The organism is Blastococcus sp. SYSU DS0533, from assembly GCF_054050775.1.
In genome coordinates this window covers 107157-125980 of the sequence record NZ_JBJGZZ010000005.1, presented here as the reverse complement: position 1 = coordinate 125980, position 18824 = coordinate 107157, and the positions used below count along the sequence as shown (strand labels likewise).

General features: G+C 74.8%; 17 protein-coding genes and 1 tRNA gene. 4 read left to right on the top strand and 14 right to left on the bottom strand.

Annotation, left to right across the window (positions count from 1 at the left end; all coding sequences use genetic code 11):
* Window positions 1-109 precede the first annotated feature (109 nt).
* Window positions 110-790, bottom strand: a complete 681-nt coding sequence (locus ACI79W_RS08570) for a hypothetical protein (RefSeq protein ID WP_456561651.1) — start codon at window positions 788-790, stop codon at window positions 110-112.
* Window positions 791-994: 204 nt separating this feature from the next.
* Between ACI79W_RS08570 and ACI79W_RS08565 the strand changes: the two genes are divergently transcribed.
* On the top strand, window positions 995-2035 hold the full coding sequence (locus ACI79W_RS08565) for a sulfite exporter TauE/SafE family protein (RefSeq protein ID WP_456561650.1): 1041 nt from the start codon (window positions 995-997) through the stop codon (window positions 2033-2035).
* 275 nt (window positions 2036-2310) lie between these two features.
* Here ACI79W_RS08565 and pth read toward each other — a convergent pair whose 3' ends face one another.
* The 6 genes from pth to ACI79W_RS08535 form a co-directional block, all read right to left on the bottom strand.
* Window positions 2311-2880: an aminoacyl-tRNA hydrolase gene (gene pth / locus ACI79W_RS08560; RefSeq protein ID WP_456561816.1), complete on the bottom strand. Its 570-nt coding sequence runs from the start codon at window positions 2878-2880 to the stop codon at window positions 2311-2313.
* Between the two features lie 86 nt (window positions 2881-2966).
* Window positions 2967-3680, bottom strand: a complete 714-nt coding sequence (locus ACI79W_RS08555; protein ID WP_456561649.1) for a 50S ribosomal protein L25/general stress protein Ctc — start codon at window positions 3678-3680, stop codon at window positions 2967-2969.
* Window positions 3681-3824: 144 nt separating this feature from the next.
* Window positions 3825-4853 carry an adenylyl-sulfate kinase gene (cysC, locus tag ACI79W_RS08550; RefSeq protein ID WP_456561648.1) on the bottom strand — a complete coding sequence of 343 codons (1029 nt, stop codon included), beginning with the start codon at window positions 4851-4853 and terminating at the stop codon, window positions 3825-3827.
* Between the two features lie 62 nt (window positions 4854-4915).
* Window positions 4916-5896 (bottom strand): ribose-phosphate diphosphokinase, encoded by a 981-nt coding sequence (locus tag ACI79W_RS08545; RefSeq protein WP_456561647.1) that lies wholly within the window; start codon window positions 5894-5896, stop codon window positions 4916-4918.
* Between the two features lie 13 nt (window positions 5897-5909).
* A complete protein-coding gene (gene glmU / locus ACI79W_RS08540; RefSeq protein WP_456561646.1) occupies window positions 5910-7418 on the bottom strand; it encodes a bifunctional UDP-N-acetylglucosamine diphosphorylase/glucosamine-1-phosphate N-acetyltransferase GlmU in 1509 nt (502 codons plus the stop codon).
* A 31-nt stretch (window positions 7419-7449) separates the two neighbouring features.
* A tRNA-Gln gene (locus ACI79W_RS08535) sits at window positions 7450-7522 on the bottom strand.
* Window positions 7523-7755: 233 nt separating this feature from the next.
* Here ACI79W_RS08535 and ACI79W_RS08530 point away from each other — a divergent pair.
* Window positions 7756-8721, top strand: coding sequence for an acyl-CoA desaturase (locus ACI79W_RS08530; protein WP_456561645.1), 966 nt, complete (start codon window positions 7756-7758; stop codon window positions 8719-8721).
* Between the two features lie 27 nt (window positions 8722-8748).
* On the opposite strand, the gene ACI79W_RS08525 is transcribed toward ACI79W_RS08530, so the two are convergent.
* From ACI79W_RS08525 to ACI79W_RS08495, 7 genes are all read right to left on the bottom strand, one after another.
* Window positions 8749-9675, bottom strand: coding sequence for a 4-(cytidine 5'-diphospho)-2-C-methyl-D-erythritol kinase (locus ACI79W_RS08525; protein WP_456561644.1), 927 nt, complete (start codon window positions 9673-9675; stop codon window positions 8749-8751).
* Window positions 9672-10583: a 16S rRNA (adenine(1518)-N(6)/adenine(1519)-N(6))-dimethyltransferase RsmA gene (gene rsmA, locus ACI79W_RS08520; RefSeq protein ID WP_456561643.1), complete on the bottom strand. Its 912-nt coding sequence runs from the start codon at window positions 10581-10583 to the stop codon at window positions 9672-9674. The genes ACI79W_RS08525 and rsmA overlap by 4 nt, the downstream gene beginning before the upstream one ends.
* Window positions 10550-11641, bottom strand: coding sequence for a ubiquitin-like domain-containing protein (locus ACI79W_RS08515; protein ID WP_456561642.1), 1092 nt, complete (start codon window positions 11639-11641; stop codon window positions 10550-10552). The genes rsmA and ACI79W_RS08515 overlap by 34 nt, the downstream gene beginning before the upstream one ends.
* 346 nt (window positions 11642-11987) lie before the next feature.
* Entirely contained in the window at window positions 11988-12827 is an 840-nt protein-coding gene (locus ACI79W_RS08510; protein WP_456561641.1) for a hypothetical protein, read from the bottom strand.
* A gap of 181 nt (window positions 12828-13008) precedes the next feature.
* A complete protein-coding gene (locus tag ACI79W_RS08505; RefSeq protein ID WP_456561640.1) occupies window positions 13009-13887 on the bottom strand; it encodes a TatD family hydrolase in 879 nt (292 codons plus the stop codon).
* Entirely contained in the window at window positions 13884-15680 is a 1797-nt protein-coding gene (metG, locus tag ACI79W_RS08500) for a methionine--tRNA ligase (protein ID WP_456561639.1), read from the bottom strand. The genes ACI79W_RS08505 and metG overlap by 4 nt, the downstream gene beginning before the upstream one ends.
* Before the next feature lie 47 nt (window positions 15681-15727).
* On the bottom strand, window positions 15728-16396 hold the full coding sequence (locus ACI79W_RS08495; protein WP_456561638.1) for a hypothetical protein: 669 nt from the start codon (window positions 16394-16396) through the stop codon (window positions 15728-15730).
* A gap of 174 nt (window positions 16397-16570) precedes the next feature.
* On the opposite strand from ACI79W_RS08495, the gene corA reads away from it, so the two are divergent.
* Both corA and ACI79W_RS08485 read left to right on the top strand, forming a co-directional pair.
* Window positions 16571-17674: a magnesium/cobalt transporter CorA gene (corA, locus tag ACI79W_RS08490; RefSeq protein ID WP_456561637.1), complete on the top strand. Its 1104-nt coding sequence runs from the start codon at window positions 16571-16573 to the stop codon at window positions 17672-17674.
* Window positions 17675-17834: 160 nt separating this feature from the next.
* The gene (locus ACI79W_RS08485; protein ID WP_456561636.1) at window positions 17835-18758 is read left to right on the top strand and encodes a DUF559 domain-containing protein; all 924 of its coding nucleotides are present in this window, start codon (window positions 17835-17837) and stop codon (window positions 18756-18758) included.
* The last annotated feature ends 66 nt before the right edge of the window (window positions 18759-18824 follow it).

Sequence of the window (18824 nt, the reverse complement as noted above, 5' to 3'; positions counted from 1 at the left end):
CCCGCACCAGGCTAGACGGCGGCCCGGCTCGCCGCCGCCGGCGCCGGGGCAGCACGGCGACGGGCCCCCGACCGGTCCGGTCGGGGGCCCGCTGCGGTGCGCCGTCGCGTCAGGCCTGGGCGAGGACCAGCGTGATCATGGTGGCTCGGTTGCTGGGCGTGGGCACGGTGGCCGTCAGCCCACCGACCTGGCCGGCCGCGACCGGACCACCGCTGTCGGCCAGCAGCGTGGCGATGTCGCCGCTGCCCACGCCGGCGATGTTGCTGCGCTCGGTCACCCCGGTCGCCGGGGCCGTCCACTGCCGCTCGTCGCCCTGCTTGTCCGACCAGACCGACAGCACCCAGTTGCCCTCCGCCGCCGCCGCGACCGGGGTGGTGTGCGCGGTGCCCGCACCCGCGGTGGCCGCCGTGAACGACCCCACCGGCCCGGCCGTGGAGGTACCGGAGTAGGCCATGAGCTGCAGGGTCACCTTCGCCTGCCCGCTGAGCACCACGGCGACCGCCGTCCCCGCGTCACCGGCGCCGGCCACGCGGGAGAACACCTGGGTGGTCGGGTTCTGGTCGTTCGCGGACACCCGCCCGACCTCGACCCAGCCCGCGGGGGCCGCGCCGGTCACCGTCGAGTTCGTCGAGAGCACCAGCACCAGCCCGTCCCCGGCCTGCACCGACGCCGGCACCTCGAGCGCCGCGCTCGTGACGACCCGGTCGGAGGAGCCCGCCGATCCGCGCAGCCCGATGCCGGCGGTCGGGGGCGGCGGCGGCGCGGCCACCGTCACCGTCGAGGTCGCCACCGCGGTGGCGCCGCCGTCGTCGGTGACGGTGAGCGTGACCTCGTACTCGCCGGCGTCCCCGCGCGCCCGTGCCGCCCCGGACCCGAACCACCCTCGGGGTTGACGGCGGGACGCGGTCCGGGGACACCGGTGGGCGCCCCGGCCTACCGTGGCACGGCCACCCGTCGCCACGGGTGGTCACCACGGTGGACAGGGGGACGGGGCGTGGACGTGGACGTCGCGCTCGTCGTGGCCGGGTTGCTGATCGGCGTCGTCGTCGGCATGACCGGCATGGGTGGCGGCGCGCTCATGACACCGGTGCTCGTGCTGTTCTTCGGTGTCCCGCCGCTGGCCGCCGTCTCCAGCGACCTGGTGGTCTCCGCGGTGATGAAGCCCGTCGGCGGGGTCGTCCACCTGCGCCGGGGCACGGTCGACATGCGCCTGGTCGGGTGGCTGACCCTCGGCTCGGTGCCCGCCGCCTTCTGCGGGGTGCTGCTCACCCGTGCCCTGGGATCGGGTGACGAGGTGCAGGAGTGGACCAAGTTCGCGCTCGGCATCGCGCTGCTCCTGGCGGCTGCGGGCCTGATCGGCAAGGCGTACCTGGCGATGGTCGACCGCGGCCGGCGGGCGGCCGAACGGGCCCGGGTCCGTCGCGGCGGCCTGCCCGCCCCGGTGCGCGAGGAGCCGGCGGACACCCCGCTGCGCACCCGGCCGCTGGCCACCGTGCTCGTGGGCGTCGTCGGCGGCGTGATCGTGGGGATGACCTCGGTCGGCTCCGGCTCGTTGATCATCATCGCCCTGCTCGCGCTCTACCCACGGCTCAGCGCGGCCTCGCTCGTCGGGACCGACCTGGTCCAGGCCGTGCCGCTGGTCGCCTCCGCCGCGTTGGGCCACCTCCTCTTCGGCGACTTCCGGCTCGACCTGACCACCTCCCTGCTGATCGGCTGCCTGCCCGGCGTCTACCTCGGCGCGCGGCTGTCCTCGCGGGCGCCCGGCGGCCTGGTCCGCCGCGCGCTGGCCCTGGTGCTGCTCGCCTCCGGGCTCAAGCTGCTCGGCCTGGGCAACCTAGCCATGGTCGTCGTGCTGGGGGGCGCCGTCGTCGTCGGCCCGCTGCTGTGGTGGGCGGCGCGCTCCCGGCACGGGCTCCCGGCCCGTCCCCGCTACCTCCGGGACGCGTGGGCCACCCGGCGGCGTCCGGACCGCGCCGCCCCACCGGCTCGCCGGCGGGCAGCGGACCACCACGCGGCCACCCCGACCGACCGCTGAACCGGGCGCCCGGCGGTGCCCCGCGGCCGGCCTCCCCAATAGGGGTGGCGGTCCGCCCGCGAACCCCCCGCGGGGCGTCGGCGCGTCCGCTGACGGCCACCGGCAGATTCACGCGTACGCCGGGGCCGACCGAGGCGTGGGCCGCCGCCGGACGTGGCGGCCCGGAAGCAACGAACTTGGAGGGACGACCACGGTGCCGACCGACGACGGGCTGTCCACCGCGTTCCGTTTCACCCCAACGGGGGCGCCGGTCGACGGTCCCGGCCGGCGGGGGTTCAGGTGCGCGGGTGGACCTGGTTCTGCGCTGCCTCGAGCCCGGAGGCCAGGAGCGCCTCGGTGGCGTCCGCGGCCTCGACCAGCAGCAGGTCCAGCTCCTTGCGCTCGGTGCCGGAGAAGTCCTTGAGGACGAAGTCGGCCGGGTCCTGGCGACCGGGCGGGCGGCCGATGCCGACGCGCACCCGGAGGTAGTCCTTGGTGCCGGTCGAGCGGGTGATCGAGCGCAGGCCGTTGTGGCCGCCCTCCCCGCCGCCGCGCTTGAGCCGCACGGAGGCGAAAGGGATGTCGAGCTCGTCGTGGACGACGACGAGCTGCTCGGCGGGCAGCTTGTGGTAGTCCAGCAGGCCGCGGACCGGGCCGCCGGACTCGTTCATGTAGGTCGACGGCACCGCGAGCACGACCCGCCGGCCAGCGAGCCGCCCCTCACCGGAGACCGCCCGGGCCCGCGCGCCCTTGCCGGCGGCCAGCCGGACCCCCGCCCGGCGGGCCAGCTCCTCGAGGACCATCGCCCCCACGTTGTGGCGGTTGCCGGCATAGGTGGGCCCGGGGTTGCCGAGGCCGACGACCAGGTAGGGCCCCTCGGGCGGCGGGGACGCCGCAGGGGCGCCGGCGGTGCCGGCGCCCCTGCGGTCCGTGCTCTCGGTCAGCGGATGCCTCAGTCGTTCTTGCTGTTCTCGGCGGCGTCCATCGACTCGCCGCTGCCCTGGTCGAGCGGCTCGGGGACGACGTCGCCCTCGCCGGCGCCCTCGGCGGCCTCGTCGGACTCCTCGCGTTCGATGCCGGCCTCCGCCTCGGCCTCGGCGAGCTCGGCCTCGAGGGCCTCGGCGGAGGGCGCCCCCAGGAAGCCGATGACCAGCGCCTCCGGGTCGGTGACCAGGGTGGACCCGGCCGGCAGGACCAGGTCGCCGGCGGTGATGCCCTGCCCGGCGTCGCGGCCGGTGACGTCGACCTCGATGCTGTCGGGGAGCCGGGTCGCGTCAGCCTCGATGGAGACGGTGTTCAGCTGGTGGTTCGGGATGGCGTCCGGCGCCGGCTCACCGACGACGACGATCGGCACGTCGACGGTGGTCTTCTCGCCGCGACGGACGAGCAGCAGGTCGACGTGCTCGTGGACGCGGGTCAGCGGGTCGCGCTGGACGGCCTTGGTCAGCGCCAGCTGCTCCGTGCCGTCCAGGACGATGGTCAGCAGGGCGTTGCTGCCGCCGTTGCGCAGCGCCGCGGCGAACTCCCGGGCCGGCAGGGACAGGTGGACGACGTCCTGGCCGTGCCCGTAGAGGACGGCGGGGACGCGGCCGGCACGCCGGGTGCGGCGGGCGCTGCCCTTGCCGAACTCGGTACGGGTCTCGGCCTCGAGACGGAAGTCAGCCACGGTGGTGTGCTCCTCGGAAGTGGATCGGTCTGCGGGCCGGCGACCGGGCGCAGCACACCCCACGGGGCACACGCACGTCGATCACGGAGTACGGCTGGACCGTCTCCCTCGCCGGGCAACGGACAACAGGCTACCCCAGCCCGATCAGCCGCCGAGCACCGCGTCGAGCACCTGCCGGGCGCAGTCGTCCACCGTGCGGCCCGCGGTCGCCACGGTGACCTCGGCGTCCACCGGCGCCTCGTAGGGATCGCTGACCCCGGTGAACGCGGGTATCTCGCCCCTCCGCGCCTTCGCGTACAGGCCCTTGCGGTCCCGGGCCTCGCACTCGGCGAGCGGTGTGGCGACGTGGACCAGCACGAAGCTGCCCCGCCCTGCCTGCGCCTCCACCTCCCGCCGGACGTCGGCGCGCACCGCCGCGTACGGGGCGATCGGCGCGCAGACGGCGGTCCCGCCGTGCTTGGCGATCTGCGCGGCCACCCAGCCGATCCGCCGCACGTTGGTGTCGCGGTCCTGCTGCGAGAAGCCGAGCCCCGCCGACAGGTGGTGGCGCACCTCGTCGCCGTCCAGCAGCGTGACCGCCGAGCCCGCCTCGAGCAGCAGCTCGACCACCCGTCCGGCGATCGTCGACTTGCCCGCCCCCGACAGACCCGTGAAGAACAGCACCGTGCCACCCGTCCGGGCGGGTGCGGGATCGACCCGCTCCCCGAGCAGGGTCGCGCCGTACCGGGCGGCCAGCTCGCTCCAGGGCAGCTCCGGGTGGGCGGCCGTGACCGGCACCAGAACGAGCTCGACCTCGCGGCCGGTCGCGCGCACGCCCGCCCAGGCGGCGGCGCCGGTGGAGACCGAGGCGGAGTCCGCCGGCGCGCCGGCCACGGGCAGCAGCGCCAGGACGCGGCCGGGCAGCTCCGCGGGGTCGGCGGGGGGCCGGCCGACCCAGGCGGTGGGCTCGGTCCAGCCGAGGTCGGCGAGCCGCCGGGCCACCGCCGCGGGCGAGCGCCAGCGCGGGATCTCGGCCACCGCCAGCCCGTCGCCCTCGCGGACGGCCACCGGCACGCCCTGGGCGTCCTCGAAGGCCTCCGCGGGCGGCAGGTCCGGCACCGCGGCCACCAGTCCGAAGTGGTAGCGGGCCACGGCGGCCACCTGGGCGTCGGTCAGTCGGGCGCGAGCGGGCACGCCGGCCATCCTCCCAGGGGACCGGCCGCGGACCGCGGGGCCGCTCACCCCGCCGGGTGAGCTCAGCTGGCGCCGTCGAACAGGCTGGTGACCGACCCGTCCTCGAATACCTCCTTGATCGCCCGTGCGAGCAGCGGGGCGATCGAGAGGACGGTGAGCTTGTCGAACTGGCGGGCCGGCTCGATGGGCAGCGTGTTGGTCACGATGACCTCGCTGATCTTGCTGTTGGACAGCCGCTCGACGGCGGGCCCGGACAGCACGCCGTGCGTGGCGGTGACGATGACGTCGGCGGCGCCGGCGTCGAACAGCGTCTCGGCGGCCTTCACGATCGTCCCGCCGGTGTCGATCATGTCGTCGACCAGGATGCAGACCCGGCCCTCCACCTCGCCGACGACGCGGTTGGCGACGACCTCGTTGGCCACGAGCGGGTCGCGGGTCTTGTGGATGAAGGCCAGCGGGACGCCACCGAGCTTGTCGCTCCACCGCTCGGACACCCGGACTCGGCCGGAGTCGGGCGACACGACGGTGATGTCGCGGTCGCCCCAGCGCTCGCAGACGTGGTTGACCAGCAGGTCGAGGGCGAAGAGGTGGTCGACCGGGCCGTCGAAGAAGCCCTGGATCTGGGCGGTGTGCAGGTCGACGGTCATCAGCCGGTCGGCGCCCGCGGTCTTGAACATGTCCGCGACCAGGCGGGCCGAGATGGGCTCGCGGCCGCGGTGCTTCTTGTCCTGGCGGGCGTAGGGGAAGAACGGCGCCACCACGGTGATCCGCTTGGCCGAGGCGCGCTTGAGCGCGTCGACCATGATCAGCTGCTCCATGAGCCAGGTGTTGATCGGTGCGGTGTGGCTCTGCACCACGAAGGCGTCGCAGCCGCGCACCGACTCCTCGAAGCGCACGAACAGCTCGCCGTTGGCGAACTCGTAGGCGGCGGTGGGGGTCGGCGTCACGCCCAGGTGACCGGCGATCTCCTCGGCCAGCGCCGGGTAGGCCCGGCCGGAGAAGAGCATCATGCTCTTGTTCGTCGTCTGCCGGATCGCACTCATCGGCTCGGTGTCCCTAGCTGTCGTGGGCCGCACGGGAGGACTCGGACGGGCCCGCCCCGGGTGCCTCGGTCCGGCCCTCGGCCGCTGCCGCGGCCTCCGCAGCGGGCGTTCCGGACCGTCGGCGACGCACCCAGCCTGCCACATTCCGCTGGGGTGCCCGCGCGACGGCCATGGCCCCGGGGGGCACGTCCGAGGTGATCACCGACCCCGCCGCGGTGTAGGCGCCGTCCCCCACCGTGACCGGCGCCACGAACATGTTGTCGGCACCCGTGCGCGCGTGCTCCCCGATCGTGGTGCGGTGCTTGGCCACGCCGTCGTAGTTCACGAACACCGTGGCCGCCCCGATGTTGGTCCCGCGCCCGATCGTCGCGTCGCCCACGTAGGACAGGTGCGGGATCTTCGCGCCCTCCCCGACCTGCGCGTTCTTGGTCTCCACGAAGGTGCCGACCTTGGCCCCGGCGGCGAGGTCGGTGCCCGGTCGGAGGTAGGCGTACGGGCCGACCGAGACCCGCGCACCGATCCGCGCCCCCACCGCGTGCGCCCGCACCACGGAGGCCCCCTCCCCCACCACGGTGTCCTCCAGCGTGGTGTCGGGGCCCACGTGGGCAGCATCACCCACCGAGGTCACCCCGCGGAGGTGGGTGCCGGGTTCCAGGACGGCGTCCCGGCCCACCGTCGCGGTGACGTCGACCCACGTGGTGAGCGGGTCGACGACGGTGACGCCGCTGCGCATCAGCGCCTCGAGCACGCGGTCGTTGAGGGTGCGGCGGCGGGCGGCCAGCTCGACGCGGTCGTTGCAGCCGAGCACGTCGTCGGGGTCCTCGGCGCGGACGGCGGCCGTCGGCGCCCCCTCCTCGACCAGCGGCGCGAGCGCGTCGGTCAGGTACTGCTCGCCCTGCGCGTTCGACGTCCCGAGACCGGCCAGGACCCGGCGCAGGGTGGCGGCGTCCGCGACGTAGACGCCGGCGTTGACCTCGCGGACGGTGCGCTGCTCGTCCGTGGCGTCCCGCTCCTCCACGATCGCCCGGGGGGCGCCGCGCTCGTCGCGGACGATCCGGCCCAGGCCGGTCGGGTCCTCGACCTCGGCCGTGAGCACGGTGAAGACGCTGCCGGCGGCGTCGTGCGCGGCCACGAGCCGCGTGAGCGTCCCGCTGGTCAGCAGCGGCGCGTCCCCGTTGAGGACGAGCACCGGGCCCTCGAGGTCGGGCACGGCGGCCAGGGCGACGCCGGCCGCGTGGCCCGAGCCGAGCTGCTCCTCCTGCACCACCGCCAGGGCCTCGGGTGCGATCTGCGCGAGGTGCGCCGCCACCTGCTCGCGGCCGGACCCGACGACGACGACGGTCCGGCCGGCCGCCAGCGGCCCGGCCGCCGCCAGGACGTGCCCGAGCATGCTCCGCCCGCCCAGCGGGTGCAGCACCTTGGGGGTGGACGAGCGCATGCGGGTGCCCTGCCCGGCGGCCAGGACCACGACGGCGGCCACCGTCGGCGCGTCAGGGGCGGGGACCGGCTGCACGTGGGTCACGGAACTCCTCGGGAGGCGACGGCTGGTTGCGCTGGGGGACTCGGACTCGAACCGAGACTTCCCGGCTCCAAAGGCCGGCGGGCTGCCGATTACCCCATCCCCCATCCCCGGGCCGGTGCCGCCCGGAGGGCGCCGGGTGGACGGCGCCCTCCGCGAGCCTAGGGCCCCGCCGGTGCCGGGAGCACGCGCGCGGGCACCGGTCGCACCGCGGCCCGGTCGCCGGGTCCCCGGCGGTGGCGTACGTTACGGCCACGCAGCCGGGCCCAGCGGGCACCGGCCCACTCCCCCACCGGTCGCCCTCGGAGGCCCCTTGTCCGCTCCTGCCCGCACCCGGCCCATGGCTCCTCCGCGTCCCGCGGACCCGCACGCCGGGCTCCCGGCCAACGCGATCGGCCGGCGCAAGAGCGTGCTGGAGATCGTCACCCTCTACGTCTTCGTGGTGGTGCCGTTCCTCGCCCTGGCCGCGGTCGTCCCGGCGGTGTGGGGCTGGGGGCTCTCCTGGCTGGACGTGGGCCTGGCGGTCGGCTTCTACTCCGTCACGCTGCTCGGCGTCACCGTGGGCTATCACCGCTACTTCACGCACGGCTCGTTCAAGGCGAAGCGGCCGCTGCGGCTCGCGCTCGCCGTGGCCGGCTCCATGGCCATCCAGGGCCCGGTCGTCCAGTGGGTGGCCGACCACCGGCGGCACCACGCCTTCTCCGACCGCGAGGGCGACCCGCACTCGCCGTGGCGCTACGGCACCGGCGCCGGCGCGCTGCTCAAGGGCATGTTCCACGCCCACCTGGGCTGGCTGTTCGAGCGTCGCAAGACCAACGCCGAGCGCTACGCGCCCGACCTGCTCAAGGACCCCGCGCTGGTCATGACCGGCCGGCTCTTCGTGGTGTGGGCGGCGGTCAGCGTGTTCCTGCCCGCCCTCCTGGGCGGCGTGGTCACCGGCAGCTGGGCCGGGGCCTGGTCGGCCTTCTTCTGGGCCGGCCTGGTGCGCATCGCGCTGCTGCACCACGTCACCTGGTCGATCAACTCGGTCTGCCACGTGGTCGGCGACCGCCCGTTCGTCTCCCCCGGCCGCGACCGGGCCACGAACTTCTGGCCGCTGGCGATCCTGAGCGCGGGCGAGTCATGGCACAACCTGCACCACGCCGACCCGACCTGCGCCCGCCACGGTGTGCTGCGCGGGCAGATCGACATCAGCGCCCGGGTGATCTGGGTGTTCGAGAAGCTCGGCTGGGTCTGGAACGTGAAGTGGCCCGACCCCGTGCGGCTGGCGGCGAAGCGCCGCGTGCCCGCGGCCGCCGGCGCCTGACCCCTGTCCCCGGCGGCCCGGCTCCCGTCAGCCGACGAGCCGGGCCCCCGGGACGGGGCCGGTCACGGCCCGCACCGTGCGGAAGACGCCGACACCGGCCAGCTCCGCCGCGAGCCGGACGGCTGACTCCTCGTCGTCCGCCAGCGCGGCCACGGTCGGCCCCGAGCCGCTGAGCAGCGCGGCGCGGGCACCCGCGTCCTCGGCCGCGCGCAGCGCCCGCCGCAGGTCGGGCCGGAGCGCCAGGGCGGCCGGTTGCAGGTCGTTGGCCAGCGCGGCGCCGAACTCCGCGGTCGACCCCGCGCGCAGCGCGGCGAGCAGCGGGTCGGCGGGGCTCGGCCCGCTCACGTCCGGCACCCGCCCGTCGGCCCGCATCCGGTCGAGCTCGCCGTAGACGGCGGGCGTGGAGAGCCCCTCACCCGCGATGCCCAGCACCCAGTGCCACTGCCCGGCGGCCAGGACCGGGGACACCTGCTCCCCCCGGCCGGTGCCCAGGGCGACCCCGCCGACGAGGCCGAACGGCACGTCGCTGCCGAGCTCGGCGGCCAGCCGCAGCAGCTCCTCGCGCCCGGCGCGGGTGCCCCACAGCGCGTCCAGCGCGACCAGCGTCGCCGCTGCGTCGGCGCTGCCCCCGGCCAGCCCGCCGGCCACCGGGATCCGCTTCACCACGTCCAGGTCGGCGTCGGCGGGGACGCCCGCGTGCCGGGCCAGCAGCTCCGCGGCCCGCCACACCAGGTTGGTGCGGTCGGTGGGCACCTGCCCAGCGCCGGCGCCGCCCTCCCCGGCCATGCGCAGGGACAGCCCCTCGCCCGGCCGCGCCGTGACGGTGTCGTGCAGCGAGACGGCCAGGTAGACCGTGTGCAGCGCGTGGTAGCCGTCCTCGCGCAGGGGCCCGACGCCCAGGTGCACGTTGATCTTCGCCGGCGCGCGGACGACCACCGCGTCGTGGTCGCTCACGGCTGCACCGCCTCGGTGGCCGCGAGCCGGGCGAAGTCGGTGACCGAGAGCTGCTCACCGCGGGCGGTGGGGTCGATGCCGGCCGCGCGGAGCCGCTGCTCCGCCGCCGCGGGGCTGCCTGCCCAGCGCGCCAGCGCTGCCCGCAGGCCCTTGCGGCGCATGCCGAAGGCGGCGTCCACGGCGGCGAAGGTCGCCACCCGGTCCCCCGCCGGCGGCGGCCGGCGGACGAGGGCGACCAGGCCGGAGTCCACGTTCGGCTCGGGCCAGAAGACGCGGCGCCCGACGTTGCCGGCCCGGCGCACCTCGCCGTACCAGGCGGCCTTGACCGACGGGACGCCGTAGGCCGGGGTCCCCGGCGCGGCGGCCAACCGCTCGGCCACCTCGGCCTGCACGAGCACCAGCGCCCGGTCCAGCGTGGGCAGGAGCTCGAGCAGGTGCAGCAGCACCGGGACGGCGACGTTGTACGGCAGGTTGGCCACCAGCGCGGTGGGCGGCGGCCCGGGCAGCTCTCGCACCCGCAGCGCGTCCTCGCGGACGACGGTGAGCCGGTCGGCCAGGTCGGGGCGGCGCTCGGCGACCGTCTCGGGCAGCAGCTCGGCCAGCCGCGGGTCGATCTCCACCGCCGTCACGCGTGCGACCGCCGGCATCAGCCCGAGGGTGAGCGACCCCAGCCCGGGGCCCACTTCGAGCACGACGTCGTCCGGCCGCAGCCCGGCGGTGCGGACGATCCGCCGGATGGTGTTCGCGTCGTGCAGGAAGTTCTGCCCCAGGGTCTTGGTCGGGCGCAGGTCCAGGCGCTGGGCCAGCTCGCGGATCGCGGCCGGGCCCAGCAGCCCGTCCGACGGGTCGGGTGCGGTGCTCAGGGGGATCCCGATCAGCCGAACAGGCGCGGGCCGCAGTGCGGCCACTGGCCGGCGCCGGAGCGCTGGTACAGCAGCTGGGCTCGGTAGGTCTGCTCGTCGGGCGTGGCGGCCGACGGAAGACCCGATCCGCCGACCCCCTGCCAGGTCGCGACAGAGAACTGGTACAGCCCGTGGTACTTGCCGGTGGAGCTCACCGCGGTGGGGCGGCCACCGGACTCGCAGGCGGCGAGCGCGGCCCAGTTCAGGCCGTCGGCGGCGGGCCGGTTCGTCGGGCGCGCCTTGGTGCCCACCGTGACCTGCTCGTCGACCGGCTCGCGGGTGACCGAGGTGGACAGGGTCTCGCGGCTGGTCTCGGTCCCGTCGACGACGGTCACGCGGTAGGTCGTCACCTGCTCGCCGTCGGCACCCGGCACGGTCACCGTCTCGTCGCCCTGGAACGCCTCGGCATCCTGCGTCTCGACCCGCCCGTGCGGCACGGCGGTCGTCTCGGTCACGTCGGAGACCTGCACCCGGTACACCTGCAGGCGCATCCGGTTCAGCAGCGCCTGCTCCAGGCGCAGGCTGGTGCGGTCGGTCGCGCTGAGGGCGATGCCCTGCTCGGCGAGCAGGTCGCCGGCCGTGGCGGCGGTCGTGGTGACCACCCGCTCCTGGCCGTCGGTGACGAGCACGACGTCCTTCGGCGTGGTGATGCTCAGCCGCATCCCCTCGAGCGGCAGGCGCTCGCTGCGGCTGGCCGAGACGACCAGCCCGTCGGTGCGGAAGCCGAGCTGCTGCAGCGCCTCCTCCACCGACAGCGCCGTCACCCGCACCTCGCGCGAGACGCCGTCGACGGTGAGCTCCAGCGGCCGGGCCCGGGTGAGGACGACGGCGTCACCGTCGGCCACCGCCTGGTCCGCCGCCGGCAGCACGACGTCGTGCGCGGTGAGGGTGAGCCCCTCCTCCTCCAGCACCTCGGCCACCGTGCCGGCGTAGGTGCCGACCTCCTGCGTCTGACCGTCCACGGTCAGCGCGACGGACTTCTGGGCGAGGAAGAAGGCCAGCGTCCCGCCCACCAGTCCGAGCAGGACGAGGGCGAAGAGGCTGAGCTGCAGGGAGCGGCGCACGACACTTCCAGGGGTCACAGAACCCGGGCAGGAGAGCGGCGGGACCGCCGGAGCGGACCCGGTCGCGTCGGCGGCTCGGGCGGCTGCGGCCAGGTCCCCCCGGCGCGGCGCCACCCGGGTCGTCGCTCCACCCCGGCTGTCGGTCACGACACGATAACGAACGCTCTGCGCTCGGCTTCAGCGCACGACGAGTGAAGCAGAGGGCGTCGACTGCTCCGTGTCGACTCGCCGACACGTGGAGTCACGACCACGCCGACGTCGGCCGCTCGCCAGGACGCCGTGTCCCACGGCCGGGGGTGACCAAGCGCACGGGTGGATCGGCACCCGAGGGGCCAGGACGGCGCACTCAGCCCGCTAGCGCAGGTGTGCTGGCGGGCACCGGCCGCAGCCAGCGCAGGAGGAACGCCGCCACGGCGACCCCCGCGGCCAGCGCGGAGAACCCCCCGGCCACGAAGGCGACCGGCAGCACGTCGAACCCCTCGCCCACCCGTTCGCCGAGGTCGAGCCCCACGCGCAGCAGCAGCGAGCCGAGCGGAAGGAGGGCGCTCACGCTCGCGGCCGCGACGACGAGGTGCACCGTCCACGTCCGCAGCGCCTCGTCGACGGGCACGTCGGCGCCCTCGGCGGGCAGCGGCCGGAGCAGGGCGCGCAGCAGCGCCACCTCGGCCAGCCCCCACGCCAGCAGCGGCACGGCCACCAGGGCCCAGGCGACCGGTCCGTCCAGGTCACCCGAGGACCACGACCACCCGGCGAGCACGAGCTCGGCGGCGACCACCGCGCGCATGGTCCACACCAGCCACCCCGAGATCTGCTCCCCCTGGCGCGGACGGCGCGCCGGCGAGCTCAGCTGCCACCGCGGCCGCGGCCGGGTGACCTCGGCGAGCAGGACACCCGCGAGCGATCCCAGCACGAGCAGGGGCACCCAGAGGAACACCGACGCCTCCGCGAGCACCACCACGCTCGCCACGACCGCGGCGATGCCCAGCAGCAGGCCCAGCCGGCGCCAGCGACGGCCGTGCTGCGCCTGGCGGTGCAGCGTCGCCGACCCCTCGGGGGTCGGGGTGGCGAGCTCCACCGCCGCCCCGGCGACCGCGCGCCGACCAGCCGCCAGCCCCCAGGCACGGGCCAGCAGCACGCCCGGCACCAGGAGAGCCACGAACAGCACGACGGCGATGAGACGACCCACGGTGTTGATTGTCGTCCTACCGGACGACACCGCCACCAATTGCCGTCCCCATTTGCGCGGAGCCCTTCCCGTCCTTCCTCCGGGGAGCCTCCGGCCCCCCTTCCGCGGTGACGGGATGGAACGGCCACCCTGCAGGGACCCCCACCGAGCGGAGCGAGGTGCGGGGGGAAGGGTGGTCCTCCTACCAGGAGCCGAAGACGCGCTCGGCGGTGGTGGTGAGCGCGGCGCAGAGCTGGGTGAGGTCGGTCCGGGTCACCTCGGCGAGTACGCGCACGGTGTGCGGCACCAGCCGTGAGGCGTTCGGCCTGCCCCGGTGCGGGACGGGCGTGAGGAACGGTGAGTCGGTCTCCACGAGCAGCTGGTCGAGCGGCGTCAGCGCCGCGGCCTCCCGCAGGTAGCCGGCGTTGCCGAACGTCACCGTGCCGGCGAACGAGAGCACGAACCCGCGCTCCACGCACGCCCGCGCGAACGCCGCGTCACCGGAGAAGCAGTGCATGACGACGTGCTCGGGCGCGCCCTCGTCGTCGACGACCCGGAGGATCTCGCCGTGCGCGTCCCGGTCGTGGATGACCAGCGCGACGCCGTGCTCCTTGGCGATGCGGATGTGCGCGCGGAAGGAGGCCTCCTGCGCCGCCCAGCCGTCGGGGCCGGTGCGGTACCGGTCCAGCCCGGTCTCCCCCACCGCCCGCACCCGCGGCAGCGCAGCCAGCCGGTCGATCTCGGCGAGTGCGGCCTCGTCGGCCTCCCCGGCGCCGGCCTCGTTCGGGTGCACGGCCACCGCGGCGAGGACGTTCGGGTGCCGGGCGGCGAGCTCCGCGGACCACCGGGACGAGGCGACGTCGACACCGACCTGCACCAGCCGCGGCACGTTCACGGCCACCGCGGCGGCGATCTCCGCGTCCACGTCGTCGTCCGTCGACGTCGGACCGCCGTCGGGGCGGAAGCCGTCGAGCACGATGTCCAGGTGCGTGTGGCTGTCGACCGCCGGCGCCGGCAGCGGCTCGGGGGACGGCGTGGGCTCACCCCGCCGGTTGGCGCGGGAGGCGGCGCTCCGGCTCATTCCCCTTCTTCCAGCCGCCGCAGCTCGTCGGCGACCACCGACTCGTCGAGCTTGGTGAAGATCGGCGTGGGCGGGGCCAGTGGGGTGCCCGGCGCGGCGAGCGGGGTGGACGCCCAGACGGCCTGCCCCTGGTCGTAGGCGCCGGTGATGACCGGGTACGGCGACCCGTCGTCGAGGTCGGTGACCTCCTGGATCTCCGGCGCCACCGACCACACGCCCTCACCGCCGAGCAGCTCGTGCACCTTCTGCGCCGAGTGCGGCAGGAACGGCGTCAGCAGGCCGTTGCAGTCCTTGATCGCCTGCAGCGCCGTGTGCAGCACGGTGTCCCGGCGGGCCGGGTCCTCCTTCAGCTTCCACGGCGCCTGGTCCGAGAGGTACTTGTTGGCCTCGCCGACCACCCGCATCGCCTCGGCGATGGCCGCCTTCTGGCGGTTGCGCGACAGGAGCTCGCCCACCGCGCCGAAGGCACCGGAGGTGGTGGCCAGCAACGCGCGGTCGTCGTCGGTCAGGTCACCCGGCGTCGGCACGGCGCCGACGTTCTTCGCCGCCATCGAGACGCTGCGGTTGACCAGGTTCCCCCAGCCCGCGACGAGCTCGTCGTTGTTGCGACGGCGGAACTCCGACCAGGTGAAGTCGGTGTCCTGGTTCTCCGGGCCGGCGACGGCGATGAAGTACCGCAGCGCGTCGGCGTCGTACCGGGCCAGGAAGTCGCGGACGTAGATCACGACCTGGCGGCTGCTGGAGAACTTGCGGCCCTCCATGGTCAGGAACTCGCTGGAGACCACCTCGGTGGGCAGGTTGAGCCGGCCGAGCGAACCCGGCGTCCCGCCCTTGTCGCCCTCGCCGTTGTAACCGAGCAGCTGCGCCGGCCAGATCTCGGAGTGGAAGACGATGTTGTCCTTGCCCATGAAGTAGTAGGCGTCGGAGTCCGGCGACTGCCACCACTGCCGCCAGGCGTCCGGGTCCCCGGAGCGGCGGGCCCACTCGATGGACGCCGACAGGTAGCCGACGACGGCATCGAACCAGACGTAGATGCGCTTGTCGGGCCGGTCGCGCCAGCCGTCCAGCGGCACCGGCACGCCCCAGTCGATGTCGCGGGTGTAGCTGCGCGGCTTGAGGTCCTCGAGCAGGTTGACGCTGAAGTTGAGGACGTTGGGGCGCCAGCTCTTGCGGGTGGCCAGCCAGTCGCCCAGCGCGCGGGTGAAGGCGGGCAGGTCCAGGAAGTAGTGCTCCTCCTCGACGAACTTCGGGGTCTCGCCGTTGATCTTGCTGACCGGGTTGATCAGGTCGACCGGGTCCAGCTGGTTGCCGCAGTTGTCGCACTGGTCGCCGCGGGCGCCGTCGTAGCCGCAGATCGGGCAGGTGCCCTCGATGTAGCGGTCGGGCAGGGTGCGGCCGGTCGACGGGCTGATCGCGCCGAGCGTCGTCTTCGGGAAGACGTACCCGTTCTTGAGCAGCCCGAGGAAGATCTCCTGGCTGATCTGCGCGTGGTTCGCCGTCGTCGTCCGGGTGAACAGGTCGTAGGAGAGCCCGAGGGACTGCAGGTCGCCCACGATGATCCGGTTGTTCCGGTCGGCGATCTGCCGGGGCGTGATCCCTTCGGCGTCGGCCGCGACCGTGATCGGGGTGCCGTGCTCGTCCGTGCCGCTCACCATGAGCACCCGGTCGCCGGCCATCCGGTGGTAGCGACTGAAGACGTCGGAGGGGACGCCGAAGCCCGAGACGTGGCCGATGTGCCGCGGGCCGTTGGCGTAGGGCCACGCGACGGCGGTCAGGATGTGCCGATCACTCACGTGGAGAGACTAGGCCGAGCGCCCGGACGGGTCGCCCGGCAACCCGCCTAGGGCTGCGAGACCACGCCGGCGACCGGGCCGACCGGATCCCCCTCGACCGGGTGGAGCACGGCGAAGGCGGTCAGGACGAGGGCGATCGCGCCGAGGGTGAGGGCGCACAGCGGGCGGTGCACGGCCACCGGGTCGGGCCGGCGGTTCCGGACCTGCGGCCCCTGCTGCAGCCAGGCGCGGGCCGAGGGCGCGTCCACGAGCAGCAGCTTGCCGACCGCCAGCGCGACCGCGCCCGCGAAGAGCAGGGGCACCGGCAGCCCGCCGGTGAGCGCGGCCGGCAGCGGCAGCAGGACCGCGACGCCGCCGAGCAGCGACACCACGGCCAGCTCGACGACCGAGGTGGCGACCAGGAGGGCGCGGGTGGAGCCGTCGACCAGCGCCGCACCGGCACCCGCGGTGAGCACGATCCAGCCGGCCAGCACGAGCAGCGCGAGGGCGACGACCCAGCCGGCCGGGCGCACCGGGGACGACAGCACGACGTCGGCCCGGGCCAGGCCGAGGGCGAGCAGGCCGACGGCCTCGAGGACCGACAGCGCGCCGGCGGCCAGCGCCGGCACCGGGATGCGACGCAGCCCGGCGGACGGCGTCGTCCCGGAGGCCGGCCGCTCCGGGCGGACGGCGGACGGCGGACGGGTTCCGCGGACGTCGAGGACGGTGCTCGCCACGAAGGATCTCTCCTGACCGGTCGGGGGCTCTCCCGTCCCGACGGCCGGTCCGGGGAGCGGCTGGAGCACCGCTCCCGGCCGCCTCACCCCGTGGGGTGGGACGGCGCCCGGGGCCCCGGGTACACCTAGGCTGCTGGTCCCGGACGACGACCCGCGAGGAAGGCGGCACCCGCGATGACCACCCGGGAGGAGCCCCCGGCCGCGCCCCTCGGCCCGCGCACGCCGCCGACGCTGCGCCCGCAGCCGGCCGGCCCCCAGCAGCGCCGCGCCACCCACCGCCCCGCCGAGGGCGCCGTCGTCGACTGCGCGGTCTACGTCGCCGGGGAGCGGCAGGAGGCGGTGGCCCCCGCCGACGCGCTGCGCATCGCCGAGGAGCGGGACGGCTTCGTGTGGCTGGGGCTCTACTCGCCGAGCGAGGAGGAGCTGGGCGAGATCGCCGCGCGCTACGACCTGCACCCGCTCGCGGTCGAGGACGCCGTCTTCGCCCACCAGCGCCCGAAGCTGGAGCCCTACGACGACGCGCTCTTCATGGTCCTCAAGACGGCGACGTACGTGGAGCACGAGGAGCTGACCGCCACCAGCGAGGTCGTCGACACCGGGGAGGTGATGGTCTTCCTCGGCCGGCGTTACGTGATCACGGTGCGGCACGGCGAGCACGGGGGGCTGACCGGGCTGCGGAAGCGGCTGGAGGAGCAGCGCGACCTGCTGTGCCTCGGCCCGTCGGCGGTGCTGTACGCGGTCGCCGACCTCGTCGTGGACACGTTCGTGGAGGTGGCCGCCGCCGTCGAGGAGGACGTCGAGGAGCTCGAGGCCTCGGTGTTCAGCCCCGAGCGCACCGACGACATCGGACGGCTGTACCAGCTGAAGCGGGAGCTGATGGCGCTGCGGCGGGCGGTCTCCCCGCTGGAGGTCCCGCTGCAGAAGCTCGCCGAGCGGCCGGTCGACGTCGTCCCGGACGCGATGCGCTCCTACTTCCGCGACGTGCTGGACCACGCCATCCGCGTGCGGGACCAGGTCGGCGGGATGGACGAGTTGCTGACCTCGATCCTCCAGGCGTCGCTCGCCCGCACGACGATGGCCGACAACGAGGACATGCGGAAGATCTCCGCCTACGCCGGCATCATCGCCGTCCCCACCGCGATCGCCGGCATCTACGGCATGAACTTCGAGTACATGCCCGACCTGGAGTGGCGGTACGGCTACCCGCTGGTGCTGCTGGTGATCCTCAGCGCCATCGTGCTGCTGTACCGCGGCTTCAAGCGCAACGGCTGGCTGTAGCCCTCGATCACCGCCACCCCGAGGCATAGGAAGCTGTACATGCGTACAGCGGGCCGGAGGCGCCGGTAGAGCTTCCTATGCCCCCGAGGGCTCCCTCGTGAGGCGGCCCGTTGTCCACAGGCCGTCCCGACGGAACCGTGGTCCACGGCACTCTCCACATGTGGACTGGCGACAGGTGATCCGGCAGGCGCTGCAGCTCGGCGGGGGCCTCGCGACGAGGCAGCAACTGCTCGAGCACGTGCCGAGCGTGGTCCTGGACGGGCACATCGGCCGGGGCCACCTCGTCCGCGTCTTCCCCCACGTCTACCGCCTGCGCGACGCAGTAGAGGACGACGCGACACTCCTCCGGGCCGCCTTGCTGCACGTCGGACCGTCGGCAGCGTTGAGCCACACCACCGCCCTGGCCGTCTGGGGCGTCCGCCCGCTCGAGCGACCGCTCCACGCCACCGTCGACCAGGGCATCCGGCGAGCGGGAGCGCCGGACCTGCGGGTGCACCGCCGGCTCCGCTTCGACCCCGGCTCGCCCCAGTGCGTGGACCGCCTCGGCCTGCGGGTGACCGTCCTCGCACGGAGCCTCGTCGACGCCTGGCCACTGCTCCCTCCGACCGAACGTCGCCCGCTCGCACTCGACATCGCCCGCAGGGGGCTGGTCACCGCCGGTCGACTGGACGAGGCCCTGGCCGAGCGTCCGAACGTCGCGGGACGGCGGAGTCTCCGCCAGACCATCGACCTCATCGCGGACGGCTGCCAGAGCGAACTCGAGGCGATGGGCGTCCTGCACGTCTTCCGGCACCGGTCCCTGCCGCCGAGCGTCGGCCAGCACCGCACCGATCTGCCCACGGGCACGATCCGACTCGATCGCGCCTGGCCGGAGGTCAAGCTTGCCGTGGAGCTCGACGGAGCTCGGCACCACACCTCACCTGAGGACCGGCGCAGAGACCTGGCTCGCGACAGCGCACTCGCCGCGCTGGGGTGGGTGGTCCTCCGGTTCACCTACGCCGACGTGCTGCGCGACCCGGACGGGGTGAGGGCATGCGTCCTCGCGGCCTACCGCACCCGGATGGCGCAACTGCGAGTCGGCTGACCCGCGGGGGCATTGGATGCTTCCCATGCGTTCGGGTGGCTCCAGACGCACGTATAGCTTCCTATG